Source organism: Streptomyces sp. NBC_00400 (genome assembly GCF_036048035.1).
GTDB lineage: Bacteria > Actinomycetota > Actinomycetes > Streptomycetales > Streptomycetaceae > Streptomyces.
This window is the reverse complement of record NZ_CP107940.1, coordinates 6,959,641-6,984,539: the sequence shown is the minus strand read 5'-3', so window position 1 is coordinate 6,984,539 and position 24,899 is coordinate 6,959,641. Positions and strand designations below refer to the sequence as shown.

At 70.9% G+C, this 24,899-nt stretch carries 21 protein-coding genes; 3 read left to right on the top strand and 18 right to left on the bottom strand.

Annotated elements, in window-relative coordinates; all coding sequences use genetic code 11:
- Positions 1 to 169 precede the first annotated feature (169 nt).
- Entirely contained in the window at positions 170 to 1,399 is a 1,230-nt protein-coding gene (locus OHS81_RS30635; RefSeq protein ID WP_328388584.1) for a DUF349 domain-containing protein, read from the top strand.
- A 57-nt stretch (positions 1,400 to 1,456) separates the two neighbouring features.
- On the opposite strand, the gene OHS81_RS30630 is transcribed toward OHS81_RS30635, so the two are convergent.
- From OHS81_RS30630 to pgsA, 15 genes are all read right to left on the bottom strand, one after another.
- Complete coding sequence (locus OHS81_RS30630; RefSeq protein WP_328388582.1) at positions 1,457 to 4,084, bottom strand: RelA/SpoT family protein; 2,628 nt, start codon at positions 4,082 to 4,084, stop codon at positions 1,457 to 1,459.
- Between the two features lie 175 nt (positions 4,085 to 4,259).
- Positions 4,260 to 4,808, bottom strand: a complete 549-nt coding sequence (locus OHS81_RS30625; RefSeq protein WP_328388580.1) for an adenine phosphoribosyltransferase — start codon at positions 4,806 to 4,808, stop codon at positions 4,260 to 4,262.
- Positions 4,805 to 5,926, bottom strand: coding sequence for a protein translocase subunit SecF (secF, locus tag OHS81_RS30620; protein ID WP_328388578.1), 1,122 nt, complete (start codon positions 5,924 to 5,926; stop codon positions 4,805 to 4,807). Before secF ends, OHS81_RS30625 begins: the two co-directional genes overlap by 4 nt.
- A gap of 1 nt (position 5,927) precedes the next feature.
- Entirely contained in the window at positions 5,928 to 7,712 is a 1,785-nt protein-coding gene (gene secD, locus OHS81_RS30615; RefSeq protein WP_328388576.1) for a protein translocase subunit SecD, read from the bottom strand.
- Positions 7,713 to 7,863: 151 nt separating this feature from the next.
- A complete protein-coding gene (gene yajC / locus OHS81_RS30610) occupies positions 7,864 to 8,412 on the bottom strand; it encodes a preprotein translocase subunit YajC (RefSeq protein WP_328388574.1) in 549 nt (182 codons plus the stop codon).
- 161 nt (positions 8,413 to 8,573) lie between these two features.
- Positions 8,574 to 9,665, bottom strand: coding sequence for a Holliday junction branch migration DNA helicase RuvB (gene ruvB / locus OHS81_RS30605; RefSeq protein ID WP_328388572.1), 1,092 nt, complete (start codon positions 9,663 to 9,665; stop codon positions 8,574 to 8,576).
- Between the two features lie 85 nt (positions 9,666 to 9,750).
- Positions 9,751 to 10,371 carry a Holliday junction branch migration protein RuvA gene (gene ruvA, locus OHS81_RS30600; protein ID WP_328388570.1) on the bottom strand — a complete coding sequence of 207 codons (621 nt, stop codon included), beginning with the start codon at positions 10,369 to 10,371 and terminating at the stop codon, positions 9,751 to 9,753.
- On the bottom strand, positions 10,368 to 10,946 hold the full coding sequence (gene ruvC, locus OHS81_RS30595; protein WP_328391524.1) for a crossover junction endodeoxyribonuclease RuvC: 579 nt from the start codon (positions 10,944 to 10,946) through the stop codon (positions 10,368 to 10,370). The genes ruvA and ruvC overlap by 4 nt, the downstream gene beginning before the upstream one ends.
- Positions 10,947 to 11,116: 170 nt before the next feature.
- Complete coding sequence (locus OHS81_RS30590) at positions 11,117 to 11,869, bottom strand: YebC/PmpR family DNA-binding transcriptional regulator (protein WP_260637810.1); 753 nt, start codon at positions 11,867 to 11,869, stop codon at positions 11,117 to 11,119.
- Positions 11,870 to 12,020: 151 nt separating this feature from the next.
- The gene (gene pdxT / locus OHS81_RS30585) at positions 12,021 to 12,608 is read right to left on the bottom strand and encodes a pyridoxal 5'-phosphate synthase glutaminase subunit PdxT (protein WP_328388565.1); all 588 of its coding nucleotides are present in this window, start codon (positions 12,606 to 12,608) and stop codon (positions 12,021 to 12,023) included.
- A gap of 8 nt (positions 12,609 to 12,616) precedes the next feature.
- Complete coding sequence (pdxS, locus tag OHS81_RS30580) at positions 12,617 to 13,528, bottom strand: pyridoxal 5'-phosphate synthase lyase subunit PdxS (protein WP_328388563.1); 912 nt, start codon at positions 13,526 to 13,528, stop codon at positions 12,617 to 12,619.
- A 150-nt stretch (positions 13,529 to 13,678) separates the two neighbouring features.
- Entirely contained in the window at positions 13,679 to 14,224 is a 546-nt protein-coding gene (locus OHS81_RS30575) for a hypothetical protein (RefSeq protein ID WP_328388561.1), read from the bottom strand.
- Positions 14,225 to 15,022: 798 nt separating this feature from the next.
- On the bottom strand, positions 15,023 to 16,183 hold the full coding sequence (locus OHS81_RS30570) for a glycosyltransferase family 4 protein (protein WP_328388559.1): 1,161 nt from the start codon (positions 16,181 to 16,183) through the stop codon (positions 15,023 to 15,025).
- Entirely contained in the window at positions 16,180 to 17,154 is a 975-nt protein-coding gene (locus OHS81_RS30565) for a phosphatidylinositol mannoside acyltransferase (protein ID WP_328388557.1), read from the bottom strand. The genes OHS81_RS30570 and OHS81_RS30565 overlap by 4 nt, the downstream gene beginning before the upstream one ends.
- The gene (pgsA, locus tag OHS81_RS30560) at positions 17,151 to 17,807 is read right to left on the bottom strand and encodes a phosphatidylinositol phosphate synthase (protein ID WP_328388555.1); all 657 of its coding nucleotides are present in this window, start codon (positions 17,805 to 17,807) and stop codon (positions 17,151 to 17,153) included. The genes OHS81_RS30565 and pgsA overlap by 4 nt, the downstream gene beginning before the upstream one ends.
- 276 nt (positions 17,808 to 18,083) lie before the next feature.
- On the opposite strand from pgsA, the gene OHS81_RS30555 reads away from it, so the two are divergent.
- A complete protein-coding gene (locus OHS81_RS30555; protein ID WP_328388553.1) occupies positions 18,084 to 20,282 on the top strand; it encodes an elongation factor G-like protein EF-G2 in 2,199 nt (732 codons plus the stop codon).
- A 210-nt stretch (positions 20,283 to 20,492) separates the two neighbouring features.
- Entirely contained in the window at positions 20,493 to 22,148 is a 1,656-nt protein-coding gene (locus tag OHS81_RS30550) for a hypothetical protein (RefSeq protein ID WP_328388551.1), read from the top strand.
- A 55-nt stretch (positions 22,149 to 22,203) separates the two neighbouring features.
- Here the strand turns inward: OHS81_RS30550 and OHS81_RS30545 are convergent, their stop codons facing one another.
- The 3 genes from OHS81_RS30545 to OHS81_RS30535 form a co-directional block, all read right to left on the bottom strand.
- Positions 22,204 to 23,406, bottom strand: coding sequence for a YncE family protein (locus OHS81_RS30545; RefSeq protein ID WP_328388549.1), 1,203 nt, complete (start codon positions 23,404 to 23,406; stop codon positions 22,204 to 22,206).
- Positions 23,406 to 24,218 carry a polysaccharide deacetylase family protein gene (locus OHS81_RS30540; protein WP_443058786.1) on the bottom strand — a complete coding sequence of 271 codons (813 nt, stop codon included), beginning with the start codon at positions 24,216 to 24,218 and terminating at the stop codon, positions 23,406 to 23,408. The genes OHS81_RS30545 and OHS81_RS30540 overlap by 1 nt, the downstream gene beginning before the upstream one ends.
- Positions 24,219 to 24,320: 102 nt before the next feature.
- Positions 24,321 to 24,878 (bottom strand): HIT family protein, encoded by a 558-nt coding sequence (locus OHS81_RS30535; protein WP_328388547.1) that lies wholly within the window; start codon positions 24,876 to 24,878, stop codon positions 24,321 to 24,323.
- Positions 24,879 to 24,899: the final 21 nt, after the last annotated feature.

The window sequence follows — 24,899 nt, the reverse complement described above, 5'->3', positions numbered from 1 at the left end:
ACCGCCGGTCGCCTAGATTGGCGTTGGGTAGGGTGCCTGCTCCGACGGCTGCCACCCTCACCCGCAATGCAGCCCGTCGGACCGGCCAGGGCGCGGCTCTGCCGGACAGAAACTGTGGACGATGCCGGGGGGCCGCACGCCCCCGTCGGCATCATGTGGAGGAGGCGCTGTGAGCAGCGACCCATGGGGCCGCGTCGACGAGACGGGGACCGTGTACGTGCGTACCGCCGAGGGCGAACAGGTCGTCGGATCGTGGCAGGCAGGAACTCCCGAGGAGGCCCTCGCCTACTTCGAGCGCAAGTATGAGGGCCTGGTCGTCGAGATCGGCCTCCTCGAGCGCCGGGTCAAGACCACCGACCTGTCGGCGAAGGACGCGACGACCGCGATCGATCATCTGCGCACCCAGGTCGACGAACACCACGCGGTGGGCGATCTGGACGCGCTGCGCAAGCGGCTGGACAAGCTCGTCGAGGCCGTCGAGTCGCGGCGCGAGGAGCGCAAGGCGCAAAAGGCCAAGCAGAGCGACGAGGCACGGCAGGCCAAGGAGAAGCTGGTCGCCGAGGCCGAGGAGCTGGCGGCCAGTGAGCAGTGGCGGGCGGCCGGCGAGCGGCTGCGCGCCCTGGTCGACACCTGGAAGGGCCTGCCGCGGCTGGACCGCAAGGCGGACGACGAACTGTGGCACCGCTTCTCGCATGCCCGCTCGGCGTTCTCCAAGCGCCGCAAGGCGCACTTCGCGTCGCTGGACGCGCAGCGCGAGGAGTCCCGTAAGACGAAGGAGAAGCTGGTCGCCGAGGCCGAGTCGCTGTCGAACTCGACGGACTGGGGGGCCACCGCGGCCCGCTACCGCGAGCTGATGGCCGACTGGAAGGCCGCGGGCCGCGCCCAGCGCGAGCACGAGGACGACCTGTGGAACCGCTTCCGCGGCGCCCAGGACATCTTCTTCCAGGCGCGCGGTGAGACCTTCGCGGAGCGCGACGCCGAGCAGCGGGAGAACCTGACCCGCAAGGAGGAGCTGGCCGTCGAGGCCGAGAAGCTCCTCCCCGTCTCGGACCTGAAGGCCGCGCGGTCGGCGTTCCGCTCGATCAACGAGCGGTGGGAGGCCATCGGCCATGTCCCCCGGGACGCCCGCCCCAAGATCGAGGGCCGGATGCACGCCGTCGAGCGCGCCATCCAGGAGGCCGAGGAGAGCGAGTGGCGGCGGACGAACCCTGAGGCGCGGGCCCGCGCCGCGGGGCTGACCGGCCAGCTCCAGGACGCGGTCGACAAGCTGGAGAAGCAGATCGGCACGGCCCGGGCGGCGGGCAACAACGCCAAGGCCGACAAGCTCGGCCGGGAGCTGGAGGGCCGCAAGGCGCTGCTGGACCAGGCGCTGAAGGGCCTGGAGGAGTTCGGCGGTTGATTCTCTGATACGAGACGGGCCCCGGTACCTGCGTACCGGGGCCCTTTTCGTGCGCGGTTACGGCCGCCTGGCCGACGTCACCCGGTAGACGTCGTACACGCCCTCCACGCTCCGCACGGCCTTCAGGACGTGCCCCAGGTGCTTGGGGTCGCCCATCTCGAAGGTGAAGCGGGAGGTGGCCACCCGGTCACGGGAGGTCTGGACGGCGGCCGAGAGGATGTTGACGTGCTGGTCGGACAGGATGCGGGTGACGTCCGACAGCAGACGGGAGCGGTCCAGCGCCTCGACCTGGATGGCGACCAGGAAGACCGAGGACTGGGTGGGCGCCCACTCGACGTCCAGGATCCGCTCCGGCTGCCGGGACAGCGAATCGACGTTGACGCAGTCGGCGCGGTGCACCGAGACGCCGTTGCCGCGGGTGACGAAGCCGATGATGGGGTCACCCGGCACCGGCGTACAACAGCGGGCGAGCTTGACCCAGACGTCGTCGACGCCCTTGACGACCACACCGGGGTCGGCGCTGGAGCGGCGCTTGGAGCGCGGCCGGATCGGGGTGGACTCGGCGATGTCCTCGGTGGCCTCGTCCTGGCCGCCGAGCGCCTGCACCAGCTTCTGGACGACGCCCTGGGCGGCGACATGGCCCTCGCCGATGGCGGCGTAGAGCGAGGAGATGTCCGGGTAGCGCATCTCGTGCGCCAGGGTCACCAGCGAGTCGCCGGTCAGGATCCGCTGGATCGGCAGGTTCTGCTTGCGCATGGCCCGCGCGATGGCGTCCTTGCCCTGCTCGATGGCCTCGTCGCGGCGCTCCTTGGAGAACCAGCCGCGGATCTTGTTGCGGGCGCGCGGGGACTTGACGAAGCCGAGCCAGTCGCGGGAGGGCCCGGCGCCCGTTGCCTTGGAGGTGAAGACCTCCACCAAGTCGCCGTTGTCCAGGGTCGATTCGAGCGGGACGAGGCGCCCGTTGACCCGCGCTCCTATCGTGCGGTGGCCGACCTCGGTGTGCACCGCGTACGCGAAGTCGACGGGGGTGGCACCGGCCGGCAGCGCTATCACATCGCCCTTGGGCGTGAAGACGAAGACCTCGTTGCGGGACAGGTCGAAGCGCAGCGACTCCAGGAACTCGCCCGGGTCCTCGGTCTCCTTCTGCCAGTCCAGCAACTGCCGCAGCCAGGCCATGTCGTTGACGGTGTCCTGGCCCTTGCCGGCGTTCTTCGGGACATCCGTACGGATCTTGGAGGCCCCCGCCACCGCCTCCTGCTTGTACTTCCAGTGCGCGGCGATGCCGTACTCGGCGCGGCGGTGCATGTCGAAGGTGCGGATCTGGAGCTCGACGGGCTTGCCGCTGGGGCCGATCACCGTGGTGTGCAGCGACTGGTACATGTTGAACTTGGGCATCGCGATGTAGTCCTTGAACCGGCCGGGGACCGGGTTCCACCGCGCGTGGATGGTGCCGAGGGCGGCGTAGCAGTCGCGGACGGTGTCGACGAGGACGCGGATGCCCACCAGGTCGTAGATCTCGGCGAAGTCGCGGCCGCGCACGATCATCTTCTGGTAGACGCTGTAGTAGTGCTTCGGGCGGCCGGTGACGGTGGCCTTGATGCGGGCGGCGCGCAGGTCGGCCTGGACCTCGTCGGTCACTATGGCCAGGTACTCGTCACGCTTGGGCGCCCGCTCGGCGACCAGCCGGACGATCTCGTCGTACATCTTGGGGTAGAGGATCGCGAAGGCGAGGTCCTCCAGCTCCCACTTGATGGTGTTCATGCCCAGGCGGTGGGCGAGCGGAGCGTAGATCTCCAGCGTCTCGCGGGCCTTCTTCTCCTGCTTCTCCCGCTTGAGGTAGCGCATGGTGCGCATGTTGTGCAGCCGGTCGGCGAGCTTGATGACCAGGACGCGCGGGTCCTTGGCCATCGCGACGACCATCTTGCGCACCGTCTCGGCCTGCGCGGCCTCGCCGAACTTGACCCGGTCGAGCTTGGTGACGCCGTCGACCAGCAGCGCGACCTGGTCGCCGAAGTCGCCGCGCAGGGTGTCCAGGCCGTACTCGGTGTCCTCGACGGTGTCGTGCAGCAGACCGGCCATCAGCGTCGCCGGGTCCATGCCCAGCTCGGCGAGGATCGTGGTCACCGCGAGCGGGTGGGTGATGTACGGGTCGCCGCTCTTGCGCTTCTGGCCGCGGTGCCAGCGCTCGGCGACCTGATAGGCGCGCTCGATCTGGCGCAGCGTCCCGGTCTCGATCTTGGGGTCGTTGCCGCGGACGGCCCGCAGCAGCGGCTCCAGGACCGGGTTGTACGGGCTGGAGCGCTGGACGCCGAGCCGGGCGAGGCGGGCGCGGACCCGGTTGGGTGAGCCGGAGCGGCCGGCGGGGGCGTGGGCCGGCGGCTTGGGCGGGGCGGGCTGGTCGGCCTTGGCGGGCGGCTTGGCCGCGCGGGACGGCGCCGCCGGCTGGGGCGAGGAGGCCGCCGGGCCCGGCTTGGGCGCCGGACGGGGCCGCTCGGCGGGGGCCTGGGACGCGGTGGATCCACCGCCCGCCGTCCCGGGCGCGGTGGTGCCGTCGGACGCGCCCTGCCGCTCGGGCTGGGGCGCGTTCGAGGACGCCTCGGCCGCCGGCTTCGGCTCGTCCGGGCGCGCGGCGTCGGATCCCGCCGGACGCAGTCCGGGGGAGAGCGGCTGGGCCTCGTCTGGCAAGAGCACTCCTCAGGCGGTTCCGGACCCCAGGACCTCGAACGGGCCGGGGTGCCATGGTATCGACCTCGGGGCCACTGCTCCCCCGCGGCCAGGGTTCCGTACATGACACAGCAGCAGGGGCACCCGGATTCTTCCGGATGCCCCTGTTTGCGCGATGGTGCGGTGCGAGCGCGGCTCAGACCGTGATCAGGGCCTCCAGCGCAGCGCCCTTCAGGCCCGGCTCCAGCCGCTCCCGCCCGGCCAGGAAGCCCAGCTCCAGCAGGACCGCCACGCCCGCGACCTCGGCGCCCGCGCGGCGGATGAGCTGCAGCGAGGCATCGGCGGTGCCGCCGGTGGCGAGGACGTCGTCGATCACCAGCACCCGGTCGCCCGGGGCCAGCGCATCGGCGTGCATCTCGATCTCGGCCGTGCCGTACTCCAGCTCGTATGCCTGCCCGAACGTCGTGCCGGGCAGCTTGCCCGCCTTGCGTACGGGGACGAAGCCGACACCGGCCCGGACCGCGACCGGAGCGGCGAGTATGAACCCGCGCGCCTCCAGACCCACGATCTTGTCCACGCGGTGGCGCCCGCACAGCTCGGCGAACGCCTCGGTCAGCGCGCCGAAGGCGGCCGGGTCGGCCAGCAGCGGGGTGATGTCCTTGAACACCACGCCCGGCTGGGGGTAGTCCGGAACGTCCGCGATCCGGCTGAGCAGCAGCTCACGCAGCTCTGCGGGGGCGCTCACCGGCGCTTGCCCGACGGGCGGCCGCGTCCGCGGTTGCGGGAGGCGGGCTGGCGGCGGGGGCCGACGACCGCGGCGCCGTCGCCGTCCTCGGCGTCCGCCGCGCCGGCGGTCTCCTCCTGGGCGTCCTCCTGGCCCGCGGCCTTGGCCTCGGCCGCGGCGCGCTTTGCCTTGACCCGCTTGGCCAGTGCCTTCATCTGCGGCTCACGGCTCTTCAGGTCCGCGACCAGCGGGGTCGCGATGAAGATCGAGGAGTACGCACCGGCGGCGAGACCGACGAACAGTGCCAGCGAGATGTCGTTGAGCATGCCCGCGCCCAGGACGCCACCGCCGACGAACAGCAGACCGGCGACCGGGAGCAGTGCCACGACGGTGGTGTTGATGGAGCGCACCAGGGTGCCGTTGATGCTGCGGTTGGCGATCTCGCTGTAGGTGAAGCGGGTCTGCTTGGTGATGTCCTTGGAGGCTTCCTTGAGGCTGTCGAAGACGACCACCGTGTCGTACAGGGAGTAACCGAGGATCGTCAGCAGACCGATGACCGTGCCGGGGGTGACCTCGAAGCCGACCAGGGCGTAGATGCCGACCGTGATCGTCAGGTCGTGGATCAGCGCGACCAGGGCGGCCACCGCCATCCGCCACTCGAAGGCAATGGCCAGATAGAGCACCACGAGGACCATGAAGATCCCCAGGCCCAGCCATGCCTTGTTGGCAATCTGCTCGCCCCAACTCGGGCCGACCAGCTGGGTGTTGACGTCCTTGACCGGGACGTTCAGGTCCTTGGCGAGCTCTTCTTGGACCGGCACCGACTGCTTGGTGTCCAGACCGCTGATCTGGATGCGCAGCGCGCCGCCACCGAGCTTCTGCACCACGGCCTGGTGGCCGCCGGCCACCGACTCGGCCTTGTGCTGGGCCTCCGAGGCGGAGACGGAGGTCTTCGGAGTGGTGAAGACCGCGCCGCCGGAGAACTCGATGCCCATGTTCAGGCCGCGCACCCCGAGGCCGACGATGGCCACGATGGTGATGAGGATCGAGAGGCCGTACCAGATCTTCCGCTTGCCGATGAAGTCGTAGCCGACCTCGCCGCGGTAAAGCCGGGCGCCGATGTTGCCGAGCTTGGACATCTCACGCCTCCTTCGTGGTGGGGGCGGCGCCGCGACGACGGCGCAGCGGCGGCTTGGCGCCCAGGCGCTCGGGATCGAGGCCGGACCAGGAATGGCCGTCGGAGAAGAACTTCCGCCGGGCCAGCAGGGTCATCAGGGGCTTGGTGAAGAGGAAGACCACGACGACGTCGAGGACGGTGGTCAGGCCGAGCGTGAAGGCAAAGCCCTGGACCTTGCCGACGGTGACGATGAACAGCACCGCGGCGGCCAGGAACGACACGAAGTCGGAGACCAGGATCGTGCGGCGGGCCCGCGGCCAGCCGCGCTCGACGGCCGGACGCAGGGTGCGTCCCTCGCGGATCTCGTCCCGGATGCGTTCGAAGTAGACGATGAACGAGTCGGCGGTGATACCGATGGCGACGATGGCACCACAGACCGCCGGGAGGTTCAGCGCGAACCCGATGGCCGGGCCCAGCAAGGTCATGATCGTGTACGTCAGGACCGCCGAGACGCCCAGGCTCGCCAGCGCGACCAGCGCCAGCCCCCGATAGTAGGCGACGAGGTAGATGACGACCAGTGCGAGGCCGATGGCGCCGGCGATCAGACCGGCATGCAGCTGCTCGCCGCCGAGCGCCGCGGTGACCGTGGTCTCGTCGTCGATCTTGAAGGAGAGGGGCAGCGCACCGTAGGAGAGCATGTTGCCCAGGTCCTCGGCGGTCTGCTGGGTGAAGCCGCCGGAGATGGTGGCTCCGCCGCCCATGATGGGCTTGTCGACCGAGGGAGCGGACACGACCGCGCCGTCCAGGACGATCCCGAACCTGTTCTGCGGCGGCGCCTTGGTGGCGAGCTTGCCGGTGATGTCCCCGAACTTCTTGCCGCCGTCGGAGGTGAAGTCCATCTGGACGATCCAGCCCTGGCCCTGCTGGCTGTCGAAGACGGCCTTGGCGCTGCTGACGTCCGTGCCCTCAACGGCGACGGGGCCGAGTACGTACTTCTCCCTGCCGTCTTGGTTGCACGCCACGATCGGGTCGGACGGCTTGGTGCCCGCGGCCTTCTCACCTGCGGCGGCGCGGCTCGCCTTGGAGGAACAGTCCAGCGCGTTGAGCTGCTTCTGGAGGGCCGGCGGGATGGCCGCTCCGCCCGGAGGCGTCGGCTGAACCGGGGGCGCGGAGGGCTTGCCCGAGGGGGTCGGCTTGGCGGACGGCGCCTTCTTCAGCGAGGCGGTCACCGCGCGGCCCTGCGTCGTCGGCTTCGCGTCCGGCGACTGCGGGGAAGAGGCCTTCTGCCCACTGCCCGACTGCTTCCCGGCCGGGTCACCGGCGGCCTTGTCGCCCTTGCCCTTGCCGTTCGCACCGCTCTGGGAGGGGCCGGGCTTGGGCTGCTCGGGTGTCTTGGTTCCCGGGGCGCCGGTCAGCACCGGCCGGAACCCGAGCTGGGCGGTGGTGCCGACCTGCTGGCGTGCCTGCTTCGCGTCCGTCCCCTTGGGGATGTTCACGATGATGTGGTTGCTGCCCTGCGTCTGGACCTCGGACTCGGTCACACCGAGACCGTTGACCCGTCGCTCCATGATGCCGGCGGCGGTCTTCATGTTGGTCTCGTTGATCGCGTTGGGCTTGCCCGGCTGGTTCTGGGCCGCCAGCGTGAAGCTGGTGCCGCCCGCCAGGTCGATGCCCAACCGCGGCGTCAGCGTGCCGGAGTAGAACATGCCTCCGATCAGCCCTGCCATGGCGATCAGGACCAGGATCAGGGTGCGGCCCGGATGCCCCTGGCTCGCGGGCGCCCTGCGGCCCTTCTTCGGTGCTGCCACCTTCTCGTATCTCCCTGTCCAACCCCTCGGCCCGGGTTGCCGGCCGAGGAGCCACGAAGTCTTGTGGGGACGTGCCCCCGCCGGAGCCTAGACCGTCCCGGAACCGCGGCGCACGACACACGACGCGTGCTCCGCGGTTCCGTGGGGCGGACTACTTCGCTTCGTCGTCGCCGGACTTCTTGTCGTCCTTGGCGGTGTCCGCGTCGGCCTTGACGGTGTCCTTGGCGTCGCCGGCGGCCTTGGTGTCCCCCGCCTCGGCGGCAGGCTTGTCCGCGGCGGCCCCGTCGGCCGGGGTCTCGGCCTTGCCCAGGTCGATCTTGTCGCCCTTGTCACCCTTTTCGGTGGCCTCGGCGGCGGCGGTGCCGGTCAGCGAGGAGGCGTCGTCCGGGACGATCGGCCCGTCGCCGTGGATCGGGTCGGCACCGTCCAGGATGCGGTTGTACTCCTCGTCCGCGAGCACCGCGCCGATGGCGTTCTTGGCGTAGATCGCGTGCACGCCGGGGGCGACCTCCAGGAGGACGGTGTCCTCGTGGATTTCCTTGACGGTGGCGTACATGCCGCCGATCGTCCGGACGCCGGTGCCGGCCTGCATTTCGTTGCGCATCTGCGCGGCCGCCTGCTGCTTCTTCTTGGCAGACCGGGTCATCAGGAACATGGCCCCGATGAGGACGATGAAGGGGAGGAGAGTCACGATACTCACGGGACGGAAATCCTTCGCACGACCGCTGATGCGCGGTCTCTTATACGGGGGTGGGTATGCCGTCCATACGAACGGCATCGGCGGAGTCTAGGCGAGTCCCCACCAGTGGAACAACGCCCAGCATCCCACCGCAGTTCCTGGCCGGGCGAGTCCCCGCGCCGTCACGCCCCGAACAAGCCCTGCTGCCCGCTTCCGCCGGTTTGCTGCTGCGGCGGGACGAGGCCCAGATGAGTCCATGCGGCCGGGGTCGCGATCCGGCCCCTAGGGGTCCTGGCCAGCAGTCCTTCCCGTACGAGGAACGGCTCGGCGACCTCCTCGACGGTCTCCCGCTCCTCCCCCACCGCGACCGCGAGGGTGGACAGGCCCACCGGGCCGCCGCCGAACAGCTTGAGCAGGGCCGTGAGCACGGCGCGGTCGAGGCGGTCCAGGCCGCGGGCGTCGACCTCGTAGACCCCGAGGGCCTGGGAGGCGATCTCGCGGGTGATCAGGCCGTCGGCCTTCACCTGGGCATAGTCGCGGACGCGGCGCAGCAGGCGGTTGGCGATACGGGGCGTGCCGCGGGAGCGGCCGGCGATCTCGGCGGCGCCCTCGGGTTCTATGTCGAGGTCCAGCAACCCGGCCGAGCGGTGGATGACCCGCTCCAGCTCGGCAGGGGCGTAGAACTCCATATGGGCGGTGAAGCCGAAGCGGTCGCGGAGCGGCGGCGGCAGCAGACCGGCCCTGGTCGTGGCCCCGACCAGGGTGAACGGGGGGAGCTCCAGGGGAATGGCGGTGGCTCCCGGTCCCTTGCCGACGATCACGTCGACGCGGAAGTCCTCCATCGCCATGTAGAGCATTTCCTCGGCGGGCCGGGACATCCGGTGGATCTCGTCGAGAAAAAGGACCTCGCCCTCCTGCAGGGAGGAGAGGATCGCGGCGAGGTCGCCGGCGTGCTGGATGGCGGGCCCTGAGGTGATCCGGATCGGGGCGCCCATCTCGGCCGCGATGATCATGGAGAGGGTCGTCTTGCCGAGGCCCGGCGCTCCGGACAGCAGGACGTGATCGGCGGTGGCACCGCGGGCGCGGGCGGCGCGCAGCACCAGGTCGAGCTGTTCGCGCACCCGCTCCTGGCCGACGAATTCCCCGAGGTCCTTGGGCCGCAGCGCGGCCTCGACGGCGGTGTCCTCGCCATCCGCGTCGGCTCCGACCAGCCGGTCGGGCGCCCCCGGACCGGCGTCCTCGGCGGTGTGTGGTGCGGTGTCGTCCCAGTTCACTGCGGATTGCCTCGTGGGGTGGTCGGGGCGGCCGGGCCGCCTGCGTGGTCGTACGGTCGGGGGCGCGAGGCCCGGCCGGCGGCGGTCATCGCGCCCGGTTCAGAGTCTGCAGGGCCGCCTTGAGCAGCTGCGGGACCTGGGGGCTGCCGCCCTCGGCGACGGCCGCCTCGGCCTGCGGGGCGACCGCGGCGACCGCTTCGTCCGCCTCGCGGGTGGCGTAGCCGAGGCCGATCAGGGCGGCGTGCAACTGGTCGCGCCAGCCGGCCGTGACGGCGCTGCCGACGCCCGCGCGGCCGGTGCCCACCGGCTCGCCGAGCCGGTCCTTGAGCTCCAGGAGCAGCTTCTGGGCGCCCTTCTTGCCGATGCCGGGCACGGCGGTGAGGGTCTTCTCGTCGCCGGTGGAGACGGCGAGGCGCAGGGTGTCAGGGGAGTGCACGGCCAGCATCGCCTGGGCGAGCCGGGGGCCGACGCCGCTGGCGGTCTGCAGCAGCTCGAAGGTCTGCCGCTCGTCGTCGTCGGCGAAGCCGTAGAGGGTGAGCGAGTCCTCGCGGACGACGAGAGAGGTGGCGAGCTTGGCCGGCTGCCCGATACGCAGGGCGGACAGGGTGTTCGGCGTGCACTGGACGGCCATGCCGATGCCGCCGACCTCGACGACGGCGGTGTCCGGGGCGAGGGCCGCGACCGGGCCGGAGACGAAGGCGATCATCGGGTGCCCTTCTGGGGAGCCGTCCGGCGGGTGCCGGAGGGCGGGACGGTGGCGGAAGCGGCGCGGCGGGCCGCGGCATGCGCCTGCTGGAGGCGGTTGACCGCGGGGGCGCGCCAGATGTGACAGATGGCGAGGGCCAGGGCATCGGCGGCGTCGGCCGGCTTCGGCGGCGCGTCCAGCCGCAGCAGACGCGTGACCATCGCCCCGACCTGGGCCTTGTCGGCCCGGCCCGATCCCGTGACAGCGGCCTTGACCTCGCTGGGGGTGTGCAGCGCGACCGGCAGCCCGCGCCGGGCCGCGCACAGCATGGCGACCGCGCTGGCCTGCGCGGTGCCCATGACCGTACGGACGTTGTGCTGGCTGAAGACCCGCTCCACGGCGACGTACTCCGGGCGGTACTCGTCGAGCCAGGCGTCTATGCCGCGCTCGATCTCGACGAGCCGGTGCGCGATCTCGGCATCCGCGGGGGTACGGACCACGCCGACGCCGACCATGGTCAGCGGGCGCCCCGCGACCCCGTCGACCACGCCGACCCCGCAGCGTGTCAGCCCCGGGTCCACCCCCAGCACCTTCATCGCTCCCCGCCCCTCGCACTTGTCGCCCGGCTGTTCCCGATCGGAGACGCACGCCCCCGAAGAGAGCGAATGCCCCCTGATCAGCACAGTAATGGCTGCCACTGACAAACGGACGGGCCGACGGGGTGTGTCCCCGTCGGCCCGTCAGTCGACCGAGCGTGCCACGCCTGTCAGGCGTCGACCTTGGCCATCACATCGTCCGATACATCGAAGTTGGCGAAGACGTTCTGCACGTCGTCGCTGTCCTCCAGCGCGTCGATCAGCTTGAAGATCTTGCGCGCGCCCTCTTCCTCCAGCTCGACCTGCATGGTCGGGACGAAGTTGGCGTCGGCCGAGTCGTAGTCGATGCCGGACTCCTGGAGGGCACTGCGGACCGCGACCAGGTCGGTGGCCTCGCTGAGCACCTCGAAGGACTCGCCGAGGTCGTTGACCTCCTCGGCGCCCGCGTCCAGCACGGCGCCCAGGACGTCGTCCTCGGTCAGTTCACCCTTGGGGACGATCACCACGCCCTTGCGGTGGAACAGGTACGACACCGAACCCGGGTCGGCCATCGAACCGCCGTTGCGGGTCATGGCGACGCGGACGTCCGAGGCGGCACGGTTGCGGTTGTCGGTCAGGCACTCGATGAGCACCGCGACACCGTTGGGGCCGTACCCCTCGTACATGATGGTCTCGTAGTCGGCACCGCCGGCCTCAAGACCCGCACCGCGCTTGACCGCGGAGTCGATGTTCTTGTTGGGCACCGAGCTCTTCTTGGCCTTCTGGATGGCGTCGAAGAGGGTCGGGTTGCCGTCCGGGTCGGCGCCGCCGGTACGGGCCGCGACCTCGATGTTCTTGATCAGCTTCGCGAAGAGCTTGCCGCGCTTGGCATCGATCACGGCCTTCTTGTGCTTCGTCGTAGCCCATTTAGAGTGGCCGGACATCCGCCTGTCTCCTTCGCGTAACCAACGTCTGAATGAACGCCTCAGATCCTACCGGGGCCGGATCACACGGTGTTACTCCCGCCCGTCGCCCGGCTACCACTCCGGACGGACCGCCAGGGGGTGTCTCCCCGGTCTCCGCGGGAGACACTCTTCAGGCGCGCCGGACCATGTCGACGAACAGGGCGTGGACCCGGTGGTCGCCGGTGAGCTCCGGGTGGAAGGACGTGGCGAGGACGTTACCTTGCCGCACGGCCACGGTGTGCCCGTCATACGTCGCCAGCACCTCGACCGCGCCGCCGACCGACTCGACCCAGGGCGCCCGGATGAAGACGCCCTCGACCGGCCCGCCGGGGATCCCCGCGACGTCGATGGCCGCCTCGAACGACTCGTTCTGCCGCCCGAAGGCGTTACGGCGCACGATCATGTCGATGCCGCCGAACGTCTCCTGGTCCTCACGGGCGTCCAGCAGCTTGTCCGCGACCATGATCATGCCGGCGCAGGTGCCGTAGACCGGCTTGCCCGCACGGACGAAGGCACGCAGCGGCTCCAGCATGCCGAAGACGACGGCCAGCTTGGACATCGTGGTCGACTCGCCACCCGGTATCACCAGGCCGTCGATCTCGGCCAGTTCCTCGGAGCGGCGCACCGGCCGGGCCTGGGCACCGGTGTCCGCGAGCGCCTTGAGGTGCTCGCGGACATCGCCCTGGAGGGCCAGCACACCGATGGTGGGGGTGCTCATCTGCCGTCCTACCAGCCGCGGTTGGCGTAGCGCTCGGTCTCGGGGAGGGTGTCGCAGTTGATGCCGACCATGGCCTCGCCCAGGTTGCGGGAGGCGTCCGCGATGACGGCCGGGTCGTCGTAGAAGGTGGTGGCCTTCACGATTGCGGCGGCGCGCTTGGCCGGGTCGCCGGACTTGAAGATGCCGGAGCCGACGAAGACGCCCTCGGCGCCGAGCTGGCGCATCAGCGCGGCATCGGCCGGGGTGGCGACACCACCGGCGGAGAACAGCACGACCGGCAGCTTGCCGAGCTCGGCGACCTCCTTGACCAGCTCGTACGGGGCGCGCAGCTCCTTGGCGGCGGCGAACAGCTCGTTGTGGTCACAGCCGCGCAGCTTGGCGATCTCGCCCTTGATCTGGCGCAGGTGACGGACCGCCTCGACGACGTTGCCGGTACCGGCCTCGCCCTTGGAACGGATCATGGCGGCGCCCTCGGCGATCCGGCGCAGCGCCTCGCCCAGGTTGGTGGCACCACAGACGAAGGGGGTGGTGAACGCCCACTTGTCGGAGTGGTTGACCTCGTCGGCCGGGGTCAGGACCTCGGACTCGTCGATGTAGTCGACGCCGAGCGACTGCAGGACCTGGGCCTCGACGAAGTGGCCGATCCGGGACTTGGCCATGACCGGGATGGAGACGGCGTTGATGATGCCGTCGATCATGTCGGGGTCCGACATCCGGGCCACGCCGCCGTCCTTGCGGATGTCGGCGGGGACCCGCTCCAGGGCCATGACGGCGACGGCGCCCGCGTCCTCGGCGATCTTCGCCTCTTCCGGCGTGACGACGTCCATGATCACGCCGCCCTTGAGCTGCTCGGCCATCCCGCGCTTGACGCGCGCGGTTCCGGTCTCGGGGTTCTGGGGCGTGGTGGGCGTGCTGGACACGGTTCGACCTCACTCAATCCGGGTGGCTGTACTGCTCCGCCCACACAACCGTTAGTGAGCGGCCCGGGAAAAGGGCCAATTAGAGGTCAGTGGCTCTTCACTACTGGGAGTCGCAGATTCCGGCACCCCCGCCCGGGTCCCGCTTCCCGCTCAGTTCCCGGCCGAGCGGTCGTCCAGGACGACCGGCGGCTCGTCGTCCATCTCGAAGGCCAGCGGGAACGGCGCATGGCCGGCCAGCCTCAGATAACGCACCACCCGGTGGCGGCGGACCGCGCGCGCGGCCCGTACGGCATCGTTGTGGAAGCGGCGGGCCATCGGGACCCGGCGCACGGCAGCGGTGAGTTCGGTGACCGTGCGCTCACCGCCCGGGGCCTCCCGTACGGCCTCCAGCTGGGTCTCCTCGGCGAAAATGGCCCGCAGCGCCTGGCTCAGCTCACTCTCCGCGACCTCGCGGTGGTCCTCCGCCGCCTGCCGGGCCTCGTGCGCGGCCTGGTAGAGCACGATCGAGGCGGCGGGATCGAGGATCCCCGAGGTCCCCACCTCCTGCGCGACGGACGCCCGCCGCAGCAGCTGGGCGTCGAGGGCCGCCCTGGCCGCGTCGATACGCGCGTGCAGGCGGTCGAGGCGGCCCGCCGTCCAGCTCAGATAGATACCGATGAGGACGATCGCGGCGGCGATCCAGATGAACGTGGTCACGGCGGGTCACGATACGCGGCTGCTGCGCTTTGCTTTGCTTCCCACGTTTTCGGCTGTCCCGCCGTGGGGGCTTCTCTTTGTTGCGCCTGGCGGGTCCGCTGCGCTTTGCTTCCGCCCCGTTTTTGGCTTTCTCGCCGTTGCGACTGCGCCTGGCGGCGGGCGGGGTCCGCTGCGCGGGGCGGGTCCGCTGCGCGGGGCGGGTCCGCTGCGCGGGGCGGGTCCGCTGCGCGGGGCGGGTCCGCTGCGCGGGGCGGGTCCGCTGCGCGGGGCGGGTCCGCTGCGCGGGGCGGGTCCGCTGCGCGGGGCGGGTCCGCTGCGCGGGGCGGGTCCGCTGCGCGGGGCGGGTCCGCTGCGCGGGGCGGGTCCGCTGCGCGGGGCTGTGGGTGCGGTGACGGGCCTGCGCGGGTGGGTGTCCGGACTGCTTCGCTTTACGTCCGGACACCCACCCGCTCCGGCCCGTCCCCTCCCGTTGGGGGTGGGAAGAAGGCCGGTGGGGGTGGGCGTGGATGGTCCGGTGCTGCTCGTGCAGCACGTGGAAATGCCTACGGCCGTGGCCCGCCCCCACCCACGTTCACTTACTCACCCACGGGAGGGGACGGGCCGGAGGGGCAGGGGTGTGGGACGTAAAGCGAAGCAGTCCCACACCCCTGCCCCGCAGGCCCGTCACCGCACCCACAGCCCCGCGCAGCGGACCCCGCCCGCCGCAGGCGCAACGGCGGGAAACCCGAAAACGGGCCGAGGCGAAGCACAGCGCAACGGCGAGAAGCCCCCACGGTGGGACAGGCAAAAACGTGGGCGTCAATCCTTCGCCGGCCACCGCCGGCCCCACAAACCCACCCTCTCGTCCGTGGCCACCGACGCCGCCCCGGTGGTGACCGTCTCGTAGACGGCGAGAATGTCGGCGCCGACAGTGGACCAGTCGAAGCGACGCACATGGCGGGCGCCGCGTTCCCGCAGCTCCGCGAGGCGTGCCGGGTCACCGAGGAGTCGTACCGCCGCAGCGGCAAGCGCCTCGGCGTCCTCGTTGGTGAAGAGTTCGCCGGCCTCGCCCTGGTCCAGGACCTGGGCGAAAGCGTCGAGGTCGCTGGCCAGTACGGGCGCCCCGGCCGACATCGCCTCGACGAGGATGATGCCGAAGGACTCGCCGCCCGTGTTGGGCGCGACATAGAGATCGACGCTGCGCAGCAGCCGGGCCTTGTCCTCGTCGCTGACCATGCCGAGGAATTCGACCCGGGAGCGCATCTCGGCGGGCAGCGCGGCGACCGCTTCCTCCTCGTCGCCGCGTCCGGCGACCAGCAGCCGGGCGTCCGGCACCTCGGCCAGGATCGCGGGCAGCGCCTTCATCAGGACCGGCAGGCCCTTGCGCGGTTCGTCGATCCGGCCGATGAAGCCGATCGTGCGGCCCTGCCACTCGGCCTTGGCCTCGGCCGAGCCGAAGAAGCCGACGTCCACGCCGTTGGGGATGACCACCGCATCGCCGCCGAGGTGTTCGACGAGGGTGCGGCGGGCGTATTCGCTCACCGCGATGCGTGCGCTGATCTTCTCCAGCGCGGGCTGCAGGATCGGATACGCGGCGATCATCGCCCGCGAGCGCGGGTTGGAGGTGTGGAAGGTCGCCACGATCGGGCCCTGGGCCGCCCAGCAGGCGAGCAGGCCGAGCGAGGGCGAGGCCGGTTCGTGGATGTGGATGACGTCGAAGGCGCCGTGCTGCAGCCAGCGGCGCACCCGGGCCGCGGAGAGGAAGCCGAAGTTGAGCCGGGCGACCGAGCCGTTGTACGGGACGGGGACGGCGCGGCCGGCGGAGACGACATAGGGCGGCAGGGGGGTCTCGTCGTCCGCGGGGGCGAGGACGGAGACCTCGTGGCCGAGGCGGATCAGGTGGTCGGCCAGGTCCCGGATGTGGAACTGCACGCCGCCGGGGACGTCCCAGGCGTACGGGCAGACGATGCCGATCTTCACGCCGTCTCCGTTCCGGACGCCGCGGTGCCGCCCGGGGCGCCGGACTGCTCGCGCGGCTCCAGGTCGGCGAGCCAGAGCCGCTGCAGCATGTGCCAGTCCTCGGGGTGGTCGGTGATGCCGGAGGCGAAGGCGTCGGCAAGCGCCTGGGTCATCTGGGCGGCCTTCTCGGCGCGGGTGCCGGTCTCCGGGGCCTCGATCTCGGGGTGGACCCGGCCGCGCATGACGGCGGTGTCGTCGTACCAGAGCGTGACGGGAAGCAGCATCGCACCGGTCTGGAGGGCGAGTACCGCGGGACCGGCCGGCATCTTCGCCGCCTCTCCGAAGAACTTGACCTCTATCCCCGAGGCGGACAGATCGCGGTCGGCGACCAGACAGACCAGGCCGCCGGCCCGCAGCCGCCGGGCGAGGGTGCCGAAGGCGGAGCCGCCGGTGTGCGGCAGCACCTCCATGCCCAGGCCTTCACGGTAGGCGACGAAACGGTCGTAGAGGGATTCCGGCTTGAGGCGCTGGGCGACGGTGGTGAAGGGAACACCGAGTTTGGTGGTGACCCAGGCACCGGCGAGGTCGTAGTTGCCCATGTGCGGCAGGGCGAGGATGACCCCGCGGTCGCTCTTGAGCCCGTCCACCAGGTGGTGCACGTCCTCGGGCGTGAAGCCGCCCCTTATCCGGTCCTTGCTCCAGGCCGGCAGGCGGAAGGACTCCATCCAGTAACGCATGTACGAGCGCATCCCGGCCCGGGAGAGCTCGGCGAGCCGCTGCGGGGTCGCGTCCGGGACGACCCGGGCGAGGTTCGCCTCCAGCCGCAGGACGCCCTTGCCGCGGCGCTTCCAGACGGTGTCGGCGATCCGGCGGCCGAGCCGTACGGCCGCGCCCTCGGGCAGCTTCTTGACGGTGCTCCAGCCCAGCGCGTAGAGCGCGTCCGCCAGTTTTTCGGTGTCCAGCCGCGGCCGGCGAATGCGGTGTGGACTCATACGCTCGTTCCCCCTTGTGCCATGGCGTCGGCCTCGGCCGACTCCCGTCGTACCGTGACCACACGCTGGCCGAGGGTGACGGCGCTGCCGATGCCGACGATCCACAGGGCGATCGGCAGCAGCACCTCGACACCGGGCACCCCGAAGGCGTGCAGACCCGACAGCCCGCAGGCGACCAGCGTGATGACCAGGCGCTCGGCGCGCTCCACCAGTCCGTTGACGTTCACCGGCAGCCCGATGGCCTCACCGCGCGCCTTGGTGTACGAGACCACCTGGCCGCTGGCCAGGCAGAAGATCGCCATCGCGCAGAGCATCAGGCTGTCGCCGCGCCCCGCGTACCACAGGGCGAGCCCGCCGAAGATCGCCGAATCGGCGACCCGGTCGAGGGTGGAGTCGAGGAAGGCCCCCCACCGGCTGGAGCGCCCCAGCTGCCGTGCCATGTTGCCGTCGACCAGGTCGGAGAAGACGAACAGGGTGATGACGATCGTGCCCCAGAAGAACTCTCCCAGGGGGTAGAAGACCAGGGCGCCGGCCACCACGCCCCCGGTGCCGACGAGAGTGACCGCGTCCGGGCTGACGCCGATACGGATGAGCAGGGCGGCGAACGGCGTGAGAACACGCGTGAAGAACGCACGCGCGTACTTGTTCAGCATGGCCTTCCCGGAGGTCGATATGGGCCGCGCGGTCAAGGGGCCACCGGCTGGCCCATCGTAGCCAGGAGGTCTTGGGCCACCACGAACGCATCGCGGCGCGGAGCGCATCCCACGGCTCGGGGACGCCGCCGCGCGCCCGTGGGCGCGCCCGCGGGCCCCACCGGGCGCCGCTTCAGGACCCTTGGGAGCAGCGGCGCCGTGCTCCATGTATGGACGCGGCATGGCCTCGGTGGAAAGCTCGAATCACCGCAAAGTGTCGACCTGGAGGCGAGACACATGAGCGAGAAATCGAGTACACACCCAGGAGCCGCCGGCAGGGCATCAACGGCCGACCAGCCCACGGCCCTGCGGAATGTGGTGTTGGTCGGCCACTCCGGATCGGGAAAGACCACCCTGGTCGAAGCCCTCGCGCTGGCATCCGGCGCGGTGAACCGGGCGGGCCGGGTCGAGGACGGCGGGTGTCTGTCCGACTACGACGAGATCGAACACCGCCAGCAACGCTCCGTACAGCTCTCCCTGGTCCCGGTGGACTGGGGCGGAGTCAAGATCAATATCTTGGACACCCCCGGATACGCCGATTTCGTCGGGGAACTCAGGGCCGGTCTGCGCGCGGCGGACGCGGCCCTTTTCGTTGTCTCGGCGGCGGACGGTGTGGCCGGTGCGACCCGGATGGTCTGGGACGAGTGCGCGGCCGTCGGCATGCCGCGCGCGCTGGTCGTCACGCACCTGGAGGCGTCCCGCTCCGACTTCGACGAGATGACCGAGCTCTGCCGGGCTTCGTTCGGCGGCGAGGACCCGGACGCCGTCGTACCCCTGTACCTGCCGCTGTACGGGACGCCGGGCGCCGACGGCCACTCCCCCGTGCACGGCCTGATCGGCCTGCTCACCCGGAGGGTCTTCGACTACTCCTCGGGCGAGCGCACCGAGCGCGCGCCCACGGAGGACGAGCTGCCGCTGATCGAGGCGGCCCGCAACCGCCTCATCGAGGCCATCATCGCCGAGAGCGAGGACGAGTCCTTGATGGACCGCTACCTCGGCGGCGAGGAGATCGACGTCAAGACCCTGATCGGGGACCTGGAGACAGCCGTTGCCCGCGGCACCTTCCACCCCGTGCTGGCCGCGGCACCGGCCGCCGAGGGTGCCAGGCAAGGGCTGGGCACCGTGGAGCTGCTGGAGCTGATCAGCGGCGGCTTCCCGACCCCGGCGGAGCGCGAGGCACCCGCCGTGACCAGCCCGGACGGCGCCGCGCGCCCGGCGCTGAGCTGCGACCCCGACGGCCCGCTCGCGGCGGAGGTGGTCAAGACCTCCTCCGACCCGTACGTCGGCCGGATCTCCCTCGTCCGCGTCTTCTCCGGCACCCTGCGCCCGGACGAGATGGTGCATGTCTCCGGCCACGGGCTGGAGGACCGGGGGCACGAGGACCATGACGTCGACGAGCGGGTCGGCGCGCTGTCCACCCCGTTCGGCAAGCAGCAGCGCCCGCTGTCCAAGGCCATCGCCGGCGATCTGGCCTGTGTGGCGAAGCTGACCCGCGCCGAGACCGGCGACACCCTGTCCGGCAAGGGCGACCCGCTGCTGATGGAGCCCTGGACGATGCCCGACCCGCTGCTGCCGGTCGCCATCCAGGCGCACAGCAAGGCCGACGAGGACAAGCTGTCGCAGGGCCTGGCCCGCCTGGTCGCGGAGGATCCGACGATGCGCCTGGAGCACAATCAGGACACCCATCAGGTGGTCCTGTGGTGCCTGGGCGAGGCCCATGTCGATGTCGCGCTGGAGCGGCTGCGGGCCCGCTACGGCGTCCAGGTGGACACGGTCGCACACAAGGTGCCGCTGCGGGAGACCTTCGGCGCCCCCGCCGCGGGCCGTGGACGCCATGTGAAGCAGTCCGGCGGTCACGGCCAGTTCGCGATCTGCGAGATCGAGATCGAACCGCTGCCGGGCGGCTCCGGCATCGAGTTCGTGGACAAGGTCGTGGGCGGCGCGGTGCCCCGGCAGTTCATCCCCTCCGTGGAGAAGGGGGTACGCGCCCAGGCCGAGCGCGGGGTCGCCGCCGGGCATCCGCTCGTCGACATCCGCGTCACGCTGCTCGACGGCAAGGCGCACTCGGTCGACTCCTCGGACGCCGCATTCCAGACGGCGGGCGCGCTGGCGCTGCGCGAGGCGGCCGGTGACGTCCGGATCGATCTCCTCGAACCGGTGTCCGAGGTGAGCGTGATGGTTCCGGACGATTTCGTCGGCCAGGTGATGAGCGATCTGTCAGGTCGCCGGGGCCGGGTCGTGGGCACGGAGCAGTCGGGGGCGGGGCGCACGGTGGTGCGCGCCGAGGTCCCCGAGATCGAGATCGACCGGTACGCCGTCGATCTGCGCTCCCTCTCGCACGGCACCGGGCGGTTCTCCCGCGCTCACCTGCGGCATGAGCCGATGCCGCCGCAGCTCGCCGACAAGTGGCGGGAACAAGCCGAGAACGGCGCATAGTTAACGGCGGATCAGCCGTTGGGGCGGTCGCTGTCCGGCTCAACTCCCCTGAGCCGGACGGCGGCTGTACGCTGAGTTCCGGTCCGTTGCCTCGGGGGTCCGGCGGCAGGATTCGAGGTCACGGGCTCGAACACAGGCCCTCAGCAGGTGTGCCGTCAGCGGAAGTCGGGAAGAGCCGCATCATCGGATACGTGGGGTGTGGGGGCGGTAGTGGCAGACGGCTTTGACTTCAGTCCCGGAGCGCAGGTGCCGCTCTCGGGGAGCGCCGGGCAGACGGCGGCGACCCAGGCGCTCGCCTCGGCCGCCTACCGGGACAGTCCACTGGCCGATATCTCCAAGGCCGACTCCGACTCCGGCAAGTCCGCGATCAAGAAGCCCAAGCTGTCGCTGTTCGCGCCCAACCTCGGCGAGGCGTTCTCGCGTGCCGTGCAGGTGCGGATGCTCGGCGGCGGGCGCGCCGCGCTCATCCAGTCCTTCGGGACCGAGCCGCAGACCATCGTCGAGCACTGTCTGTCCGCCACCCGCGTCCGCAAGCAGCGGGACGCCAAGCTGACCCTGCTGATGATGCTGTTCGGGGTGCTGTTCCTGCCGGGTGTGCTGGTGTGGCTGGGCGTTTTCCAGCTGCGGAAGATGCTCTCCAAGGACGGTGCGGGCAAGGGGCTTTCGCTGCTCGGCGGGCTGCTGCTGACGGTGCTGGCCGGCGTCGGCCTGTTCTTCATGATCAAGCTGCCGCTCACCGGTTTCTGGCCGCTGTACGCCCGCGCCATGGTCCTCGCCCCCGTGATCGGCTGGTGGTGGGCCAAGCAGATCTGCGAGAAGACCGCGGTGGCCATGCGGGAGTCCTGGAAGGGGCTGCTGGAGGGCGGCGGCGTGGCCGCGAAGATCCCCGAGGCGGTGCCGCAGGACCCGAACCAGACCGCCGCCGAGACCCTCCGGCAGAACCTCGCCAAGATCACCGCCGAGCAGACCAGCAACGTCGTCTTCTACGCCGGCCCCAAGGGCATACTCGGCATGGGCACCCGCTGGGGCAGCTGGCAGCTCGCCGAGGAGCTGTCGCCGGCGCCGGGGACCGCCGAGATCCACCCGTTCCGCAGCTGGGACGTGATCCGGGCGATCCACGACAAGCTGCGGCTGCTGGAGCGCAGTCCGCTGCACACCGGCGGCTTCCCCACGCCGTCCGTACGCCACTGGATCGTCTCCCCGGTCGGGGAGAAGGCCGCCGCCGTCACCCGCCCCGAGGGCACCCATGTGGAGGCGTACCAGATCCGCGGGCACGAGATAGAGCGGATCTGCAACGAGCAGCAGTTCGGCAGCGGCAACCGCCACTACCTCGGCGTCCAGTTCGTGCTGTGGGACGGCCAGTTGGTGATCACTCTGATGATCACGGTCACGGTGCTGCACGAGACCCTGCGCATCGAGGTGACCGGTCACGCCCTCGGCCCGGTCAACGGCCTGTTCACGACCAAGCCCGAGCCCAAGACCAAGGACGTCGCCAAGGTCATCAAGTTCTGGGAGACCAAGACCCAGAACCTCCCGCTCATCGAGCCGCAGGAGGTGGTCCGGCTCGCCGCGCGCGCCCCGCTGACCTGGTTCCCGCCGGTCCTGGACTTCCTCGGCGGCAAGCTGACCCTCCCCGAGCCGTTCGGCCTGCGGCACGTCTGGGCCGACAAGCCCTGGCGCCACCGCTTCATGGCCGATGACGCGCTGCGCGCCGCGACCCCGGTGCTGCGCACCGTCCACGCCGCCGCGATGAGCGTCCTCAAGGAGAACGGCGTGGACACCGAGCGCTTCACCAACCGTTCCCTGGTGCTCAGCGGCATGATCCAGGGAGTGGAGCCGCAGAAGGCGGACGAGTACAACGCGTAGAAGCGCCTAGGGGTCGTCCGACCGCAGGGCGTGCGGGCGGGGGCTGGGCCAGGCCCTAGCGGAAGATGCCCGTGTGCCCCAGGGAGTACCGCCCCGGCTGCGGGTAGACCGCCAGTCCGTGCGGGCCCTGGCCGACGGGGATCTTGGCCAGGGTCTTGCCGGTACGGGTGTCCAGCGCATAGACCTCGGAGTTGTAGCGGCCGGACAGCCACAGGACCTTGCCGTCGGTGGACAGGCCGCCCATGTCGGGGCTGCCGCCGCCGCGGATGTGCCATTTGCTGATGAGGGCGCCGGTCTTGAAGTCGAGCCGGGAGATGGAGCCTTCGCCGCGGTTGGAGACGTACATGTAGCGCGAGTCGCGGCTGACGTAGAGGCCGTGGGCACCCTTGCCGGTCGGCATGAGCTTGGGCTGTGCGAAGGTGTCGCCGTTGAGGATCCAGATGCCGTCGGCCATCATGTCGGCGACGTACCAGGTCTTGCCGTCCGGGGCGATCTTCACGTCCTGCGGCATCGCCCCCTCGAACGGCAGCTTCTCCTGGCCGATCACCTTCATCTTCTCGGTGTCGACCTTCAGCAGTTCACCGGAGAACTCGCAGGAGACGATGAAGTACCGCCCGTCGGGCGAGAAGTCGGCGTGGTTGACGCCCCCGCAGGTGACCGGCAGCGTCTTGCGGACCTCCATGGTGTGCGGGTCGCGGAAGACCAACTGCCGGTCCATCGAGGCCATCACGATGGCGTACTTCCCGTTGGGCGTGAAGTAGAGGTTGTACGGGTCGTGGACCTTGACCGGCTTGCCGGCCTTGCCGGTGGCGGGGTCGATGGGGGTCAGGTCGTGCCCCCGGTTGTTGTTGACCCAGAGCGTCTTCAGGTCCCAGGACGGCACGACGTGCTGCGGCTGTACGCCCACCGGAATGGTCTCGATGACCTTGTAGGTCTTCGGGTCGATGACGCTGACCGTGTCGGAGCCGGTGTTGGGGACATAGATCCGCGAGGGGAAGCCCCTGACCTGCGGGGCCAGCTTGCCCGGCCGGTCCGCCGCATAGAGGTCGTGCTCGTCCAGCAGCGGCGGCATCCCGGGCAGGCCGGAGGTGGCGGCCTTGACCGGCGCGCGTTCGACCGGCCGCGGGCTGTGCGCGGCCCGCCCGGTCTCGCCGCCGCCGCAGCCCGCCGCCGTCAGCGCGCAGGCAGCGGCGAGCAGTGCGGCCCGGTGACGCGCGCGCGGACGGGGACGGTCGTGGGTACGCTTCCGGTCAGCCATCAGGTCACCAGCTCCGTTGTCGTCACCGCGCGCAGACCGCGTCGGCGGAGGCCGTCGAGAATCGGAGGCAGCGCCGCCACCGTGCCGGCGTGCCCGAGGTGAAGGCTCACGATCGAGCCCGGCTCGACCGCGTCCAGGACCGTGCGCCGGACGGCCGGTGCCCCGGGGTCGTTCGCGTCCAGGGAGTCCACGTCGTAGGACAGGACATGCGGATAGCCGGCCTTGCGGGCCAGCCCGGTCACCAGGTCTGTGGCCCGCTGGGCCTGCGAGGGGCGGAACCAGCTGCCGATGGTTCCGGTGAGGGCGCGCAGCCGGTCGGCGCACCGGGTGATCTCGGCGTAGGCCTCGGCGGCCGGCAGGGCGCAGATATTGCGGTGGTGCATGGTGTGATTGCCCAGCTCATGGCCGCCGTCGAGGATCCGGCGGGCCATCGCGGGCTGCTCGTCGAGCCAGTCGCCGACGGCGAGCACGGTGACGCGGGCGCCGGCCCGCTCGGCCTCGCCGAGCAGGGCGGTCGCCATCTTGGGGTCGCCCCTGCCGTGGAAGGTCAGCGCGACCGCACGGCCGTTCCGCGGCCCGTGCGCGATCTGTACGGGCAGGCCGGGCACCCGGACCGGTGGGCGGGCGGTGCGGGCCCGGGCGGGTGGCGCATGCCCTGCCCCGGAAGAGCCCGCGCCGGAAGGACTCGGCCCGCCCGACCGTACGGCGCCGGAGTCGTCGTCCCGGTGCGGGTCGCAGCCCGACACCAGCGGACCGGCGGCCGCGGCTGAGGCGGCCGCGCGCAGCACGGAGCGGCGATCTAGGGAAGTCACCACCCCATTAGAGAGGCAACTAATCCGAATTGGGGAGATATGCCCGATTAGCTCGGGCGCGTGTCGCCTCGGATACCGGCCCCGGGCGAGGCCGGGCGGGCCTCAGACGGGCCAGGCGTCCGCGAGCATCGCCCGGGTGTCGGCGAGCAGTTGGGGCAGCACCTTGGTGTGACCGACCACCGGCATGAAGTTGGTGTCACCGCCCCAGCGCGGGACGACATGCTGATGGAGATGGGCCGCGATCCCGGCACCGGCGACGGTGCCCTGGTTCATCCCGATGTTGAAGCCGTGCGCTCCCGAGGCGGTGCGCAGCGCGGTCATCGCCCGCTTCGTCAGCTCGGCCAGCTCCGCGGTCTCCGGCCCGTCCAGCTCCGTGTAGTCGGCGACATGCCGGAACGGGACGATCATGAGGTGACCGCCGTTGTACGGGTAGAGGTTCAGCACCGCATAGACATACTCGCCGCGCGCGATCACCAGGCCGTCCTCGTCCGACTTCGCGGGGATCGCGCAGAACGGACAGCCGTCGCCCGCCCCCGGGCCGGTCGGTTTGTTCTCGCCCTGGATGTAAGCCATCCGGTGGGGCGTCCACAGACGCTGGAAAGCGTCCTGCGTCCCGACTCCGATCTGCTGCTCCGGCTCGCTTGTCATACGGGCCAGCATATGGCTTCGCCCGTTGGCGCC

What these genes read in the sequence shown, in the direction of transcription:
- secF (WP_328388578.1), bottom strand. Translation starts at nt 5,926, where the DNA reads ATGTCCAAGCTCGGCAACATCGGCGCCCGGCTTTACCGCGGCGAGGTC.
- ruvA (WP_328388570.1), bottom strand. Translation starts at nt 10,371, where the DNA reads ATGATCGCCTTCGTCTCCGGCCCGGTCGCGGCCCTCGCCCCGGACACC.
- ruvC (WP_328391524.1), bottom strand. Translation starts at nt 10,946, where the DNA reads ATGAAGGTGCTGGGGGTGGACCCGGGGCTGACACGCTGCGGGGTCGGC.
- OHS81_RS30590 (WP_260637810.1), bottom strand. Translation starts at nt 11,869, where the DNA reads ATGTCCGGCCACTCTAAATGGGCTACGACGAAGCACAAGAAGGCCGTG.
- pdxT (WP_328388565.1), bottom strand. Translation starts at nt 12,608, where the DNA reads ATGAGCACCCCCACCATCGGTGTGCTGGCCCTCCAGGGCGATGTCCGC.
- OHS81_RS30565 (WP_328388557.1), bottom strand. Translation starts at nt 17,154, where the DNA reads ATGAGTCCACACCGCATTCGCCGGCCGCGGCTGGACACCGAAAAACTG.
- pgsA (WP_328388555.1), bottom strand. Translation starts at nt 17,807, where the DNA reads ATGCTGAACAAGTACGCGCGTGCGTTCTTCACGCGTGTTCTCACGCCG.
- OHS81_RS30555 (WP_328388553.1), top strand. Translation starts at nt 18,084, where the DNA reads ATGAGCGAGAAATCGAGTACACACCCAGGAGCCGCCGGCAGGGCATCA.
- OHS81_RS30545 (WP_328388549.1), bottom strand. Translation starts at nt 23,406, where the DNA reads ATGGCTGACCGGAAGCGTACCCACGACCGTCCCCGTCCGCGCGCGCGT.
- OHS81_RS30535 (WP_328388547.1), bottom strand. Translation starts at nt 24,878, where the DNA reads ATGCTGGCCCGTATGACAAGCGAGCCGGAGCAGCAGATCGGAGTCGGG.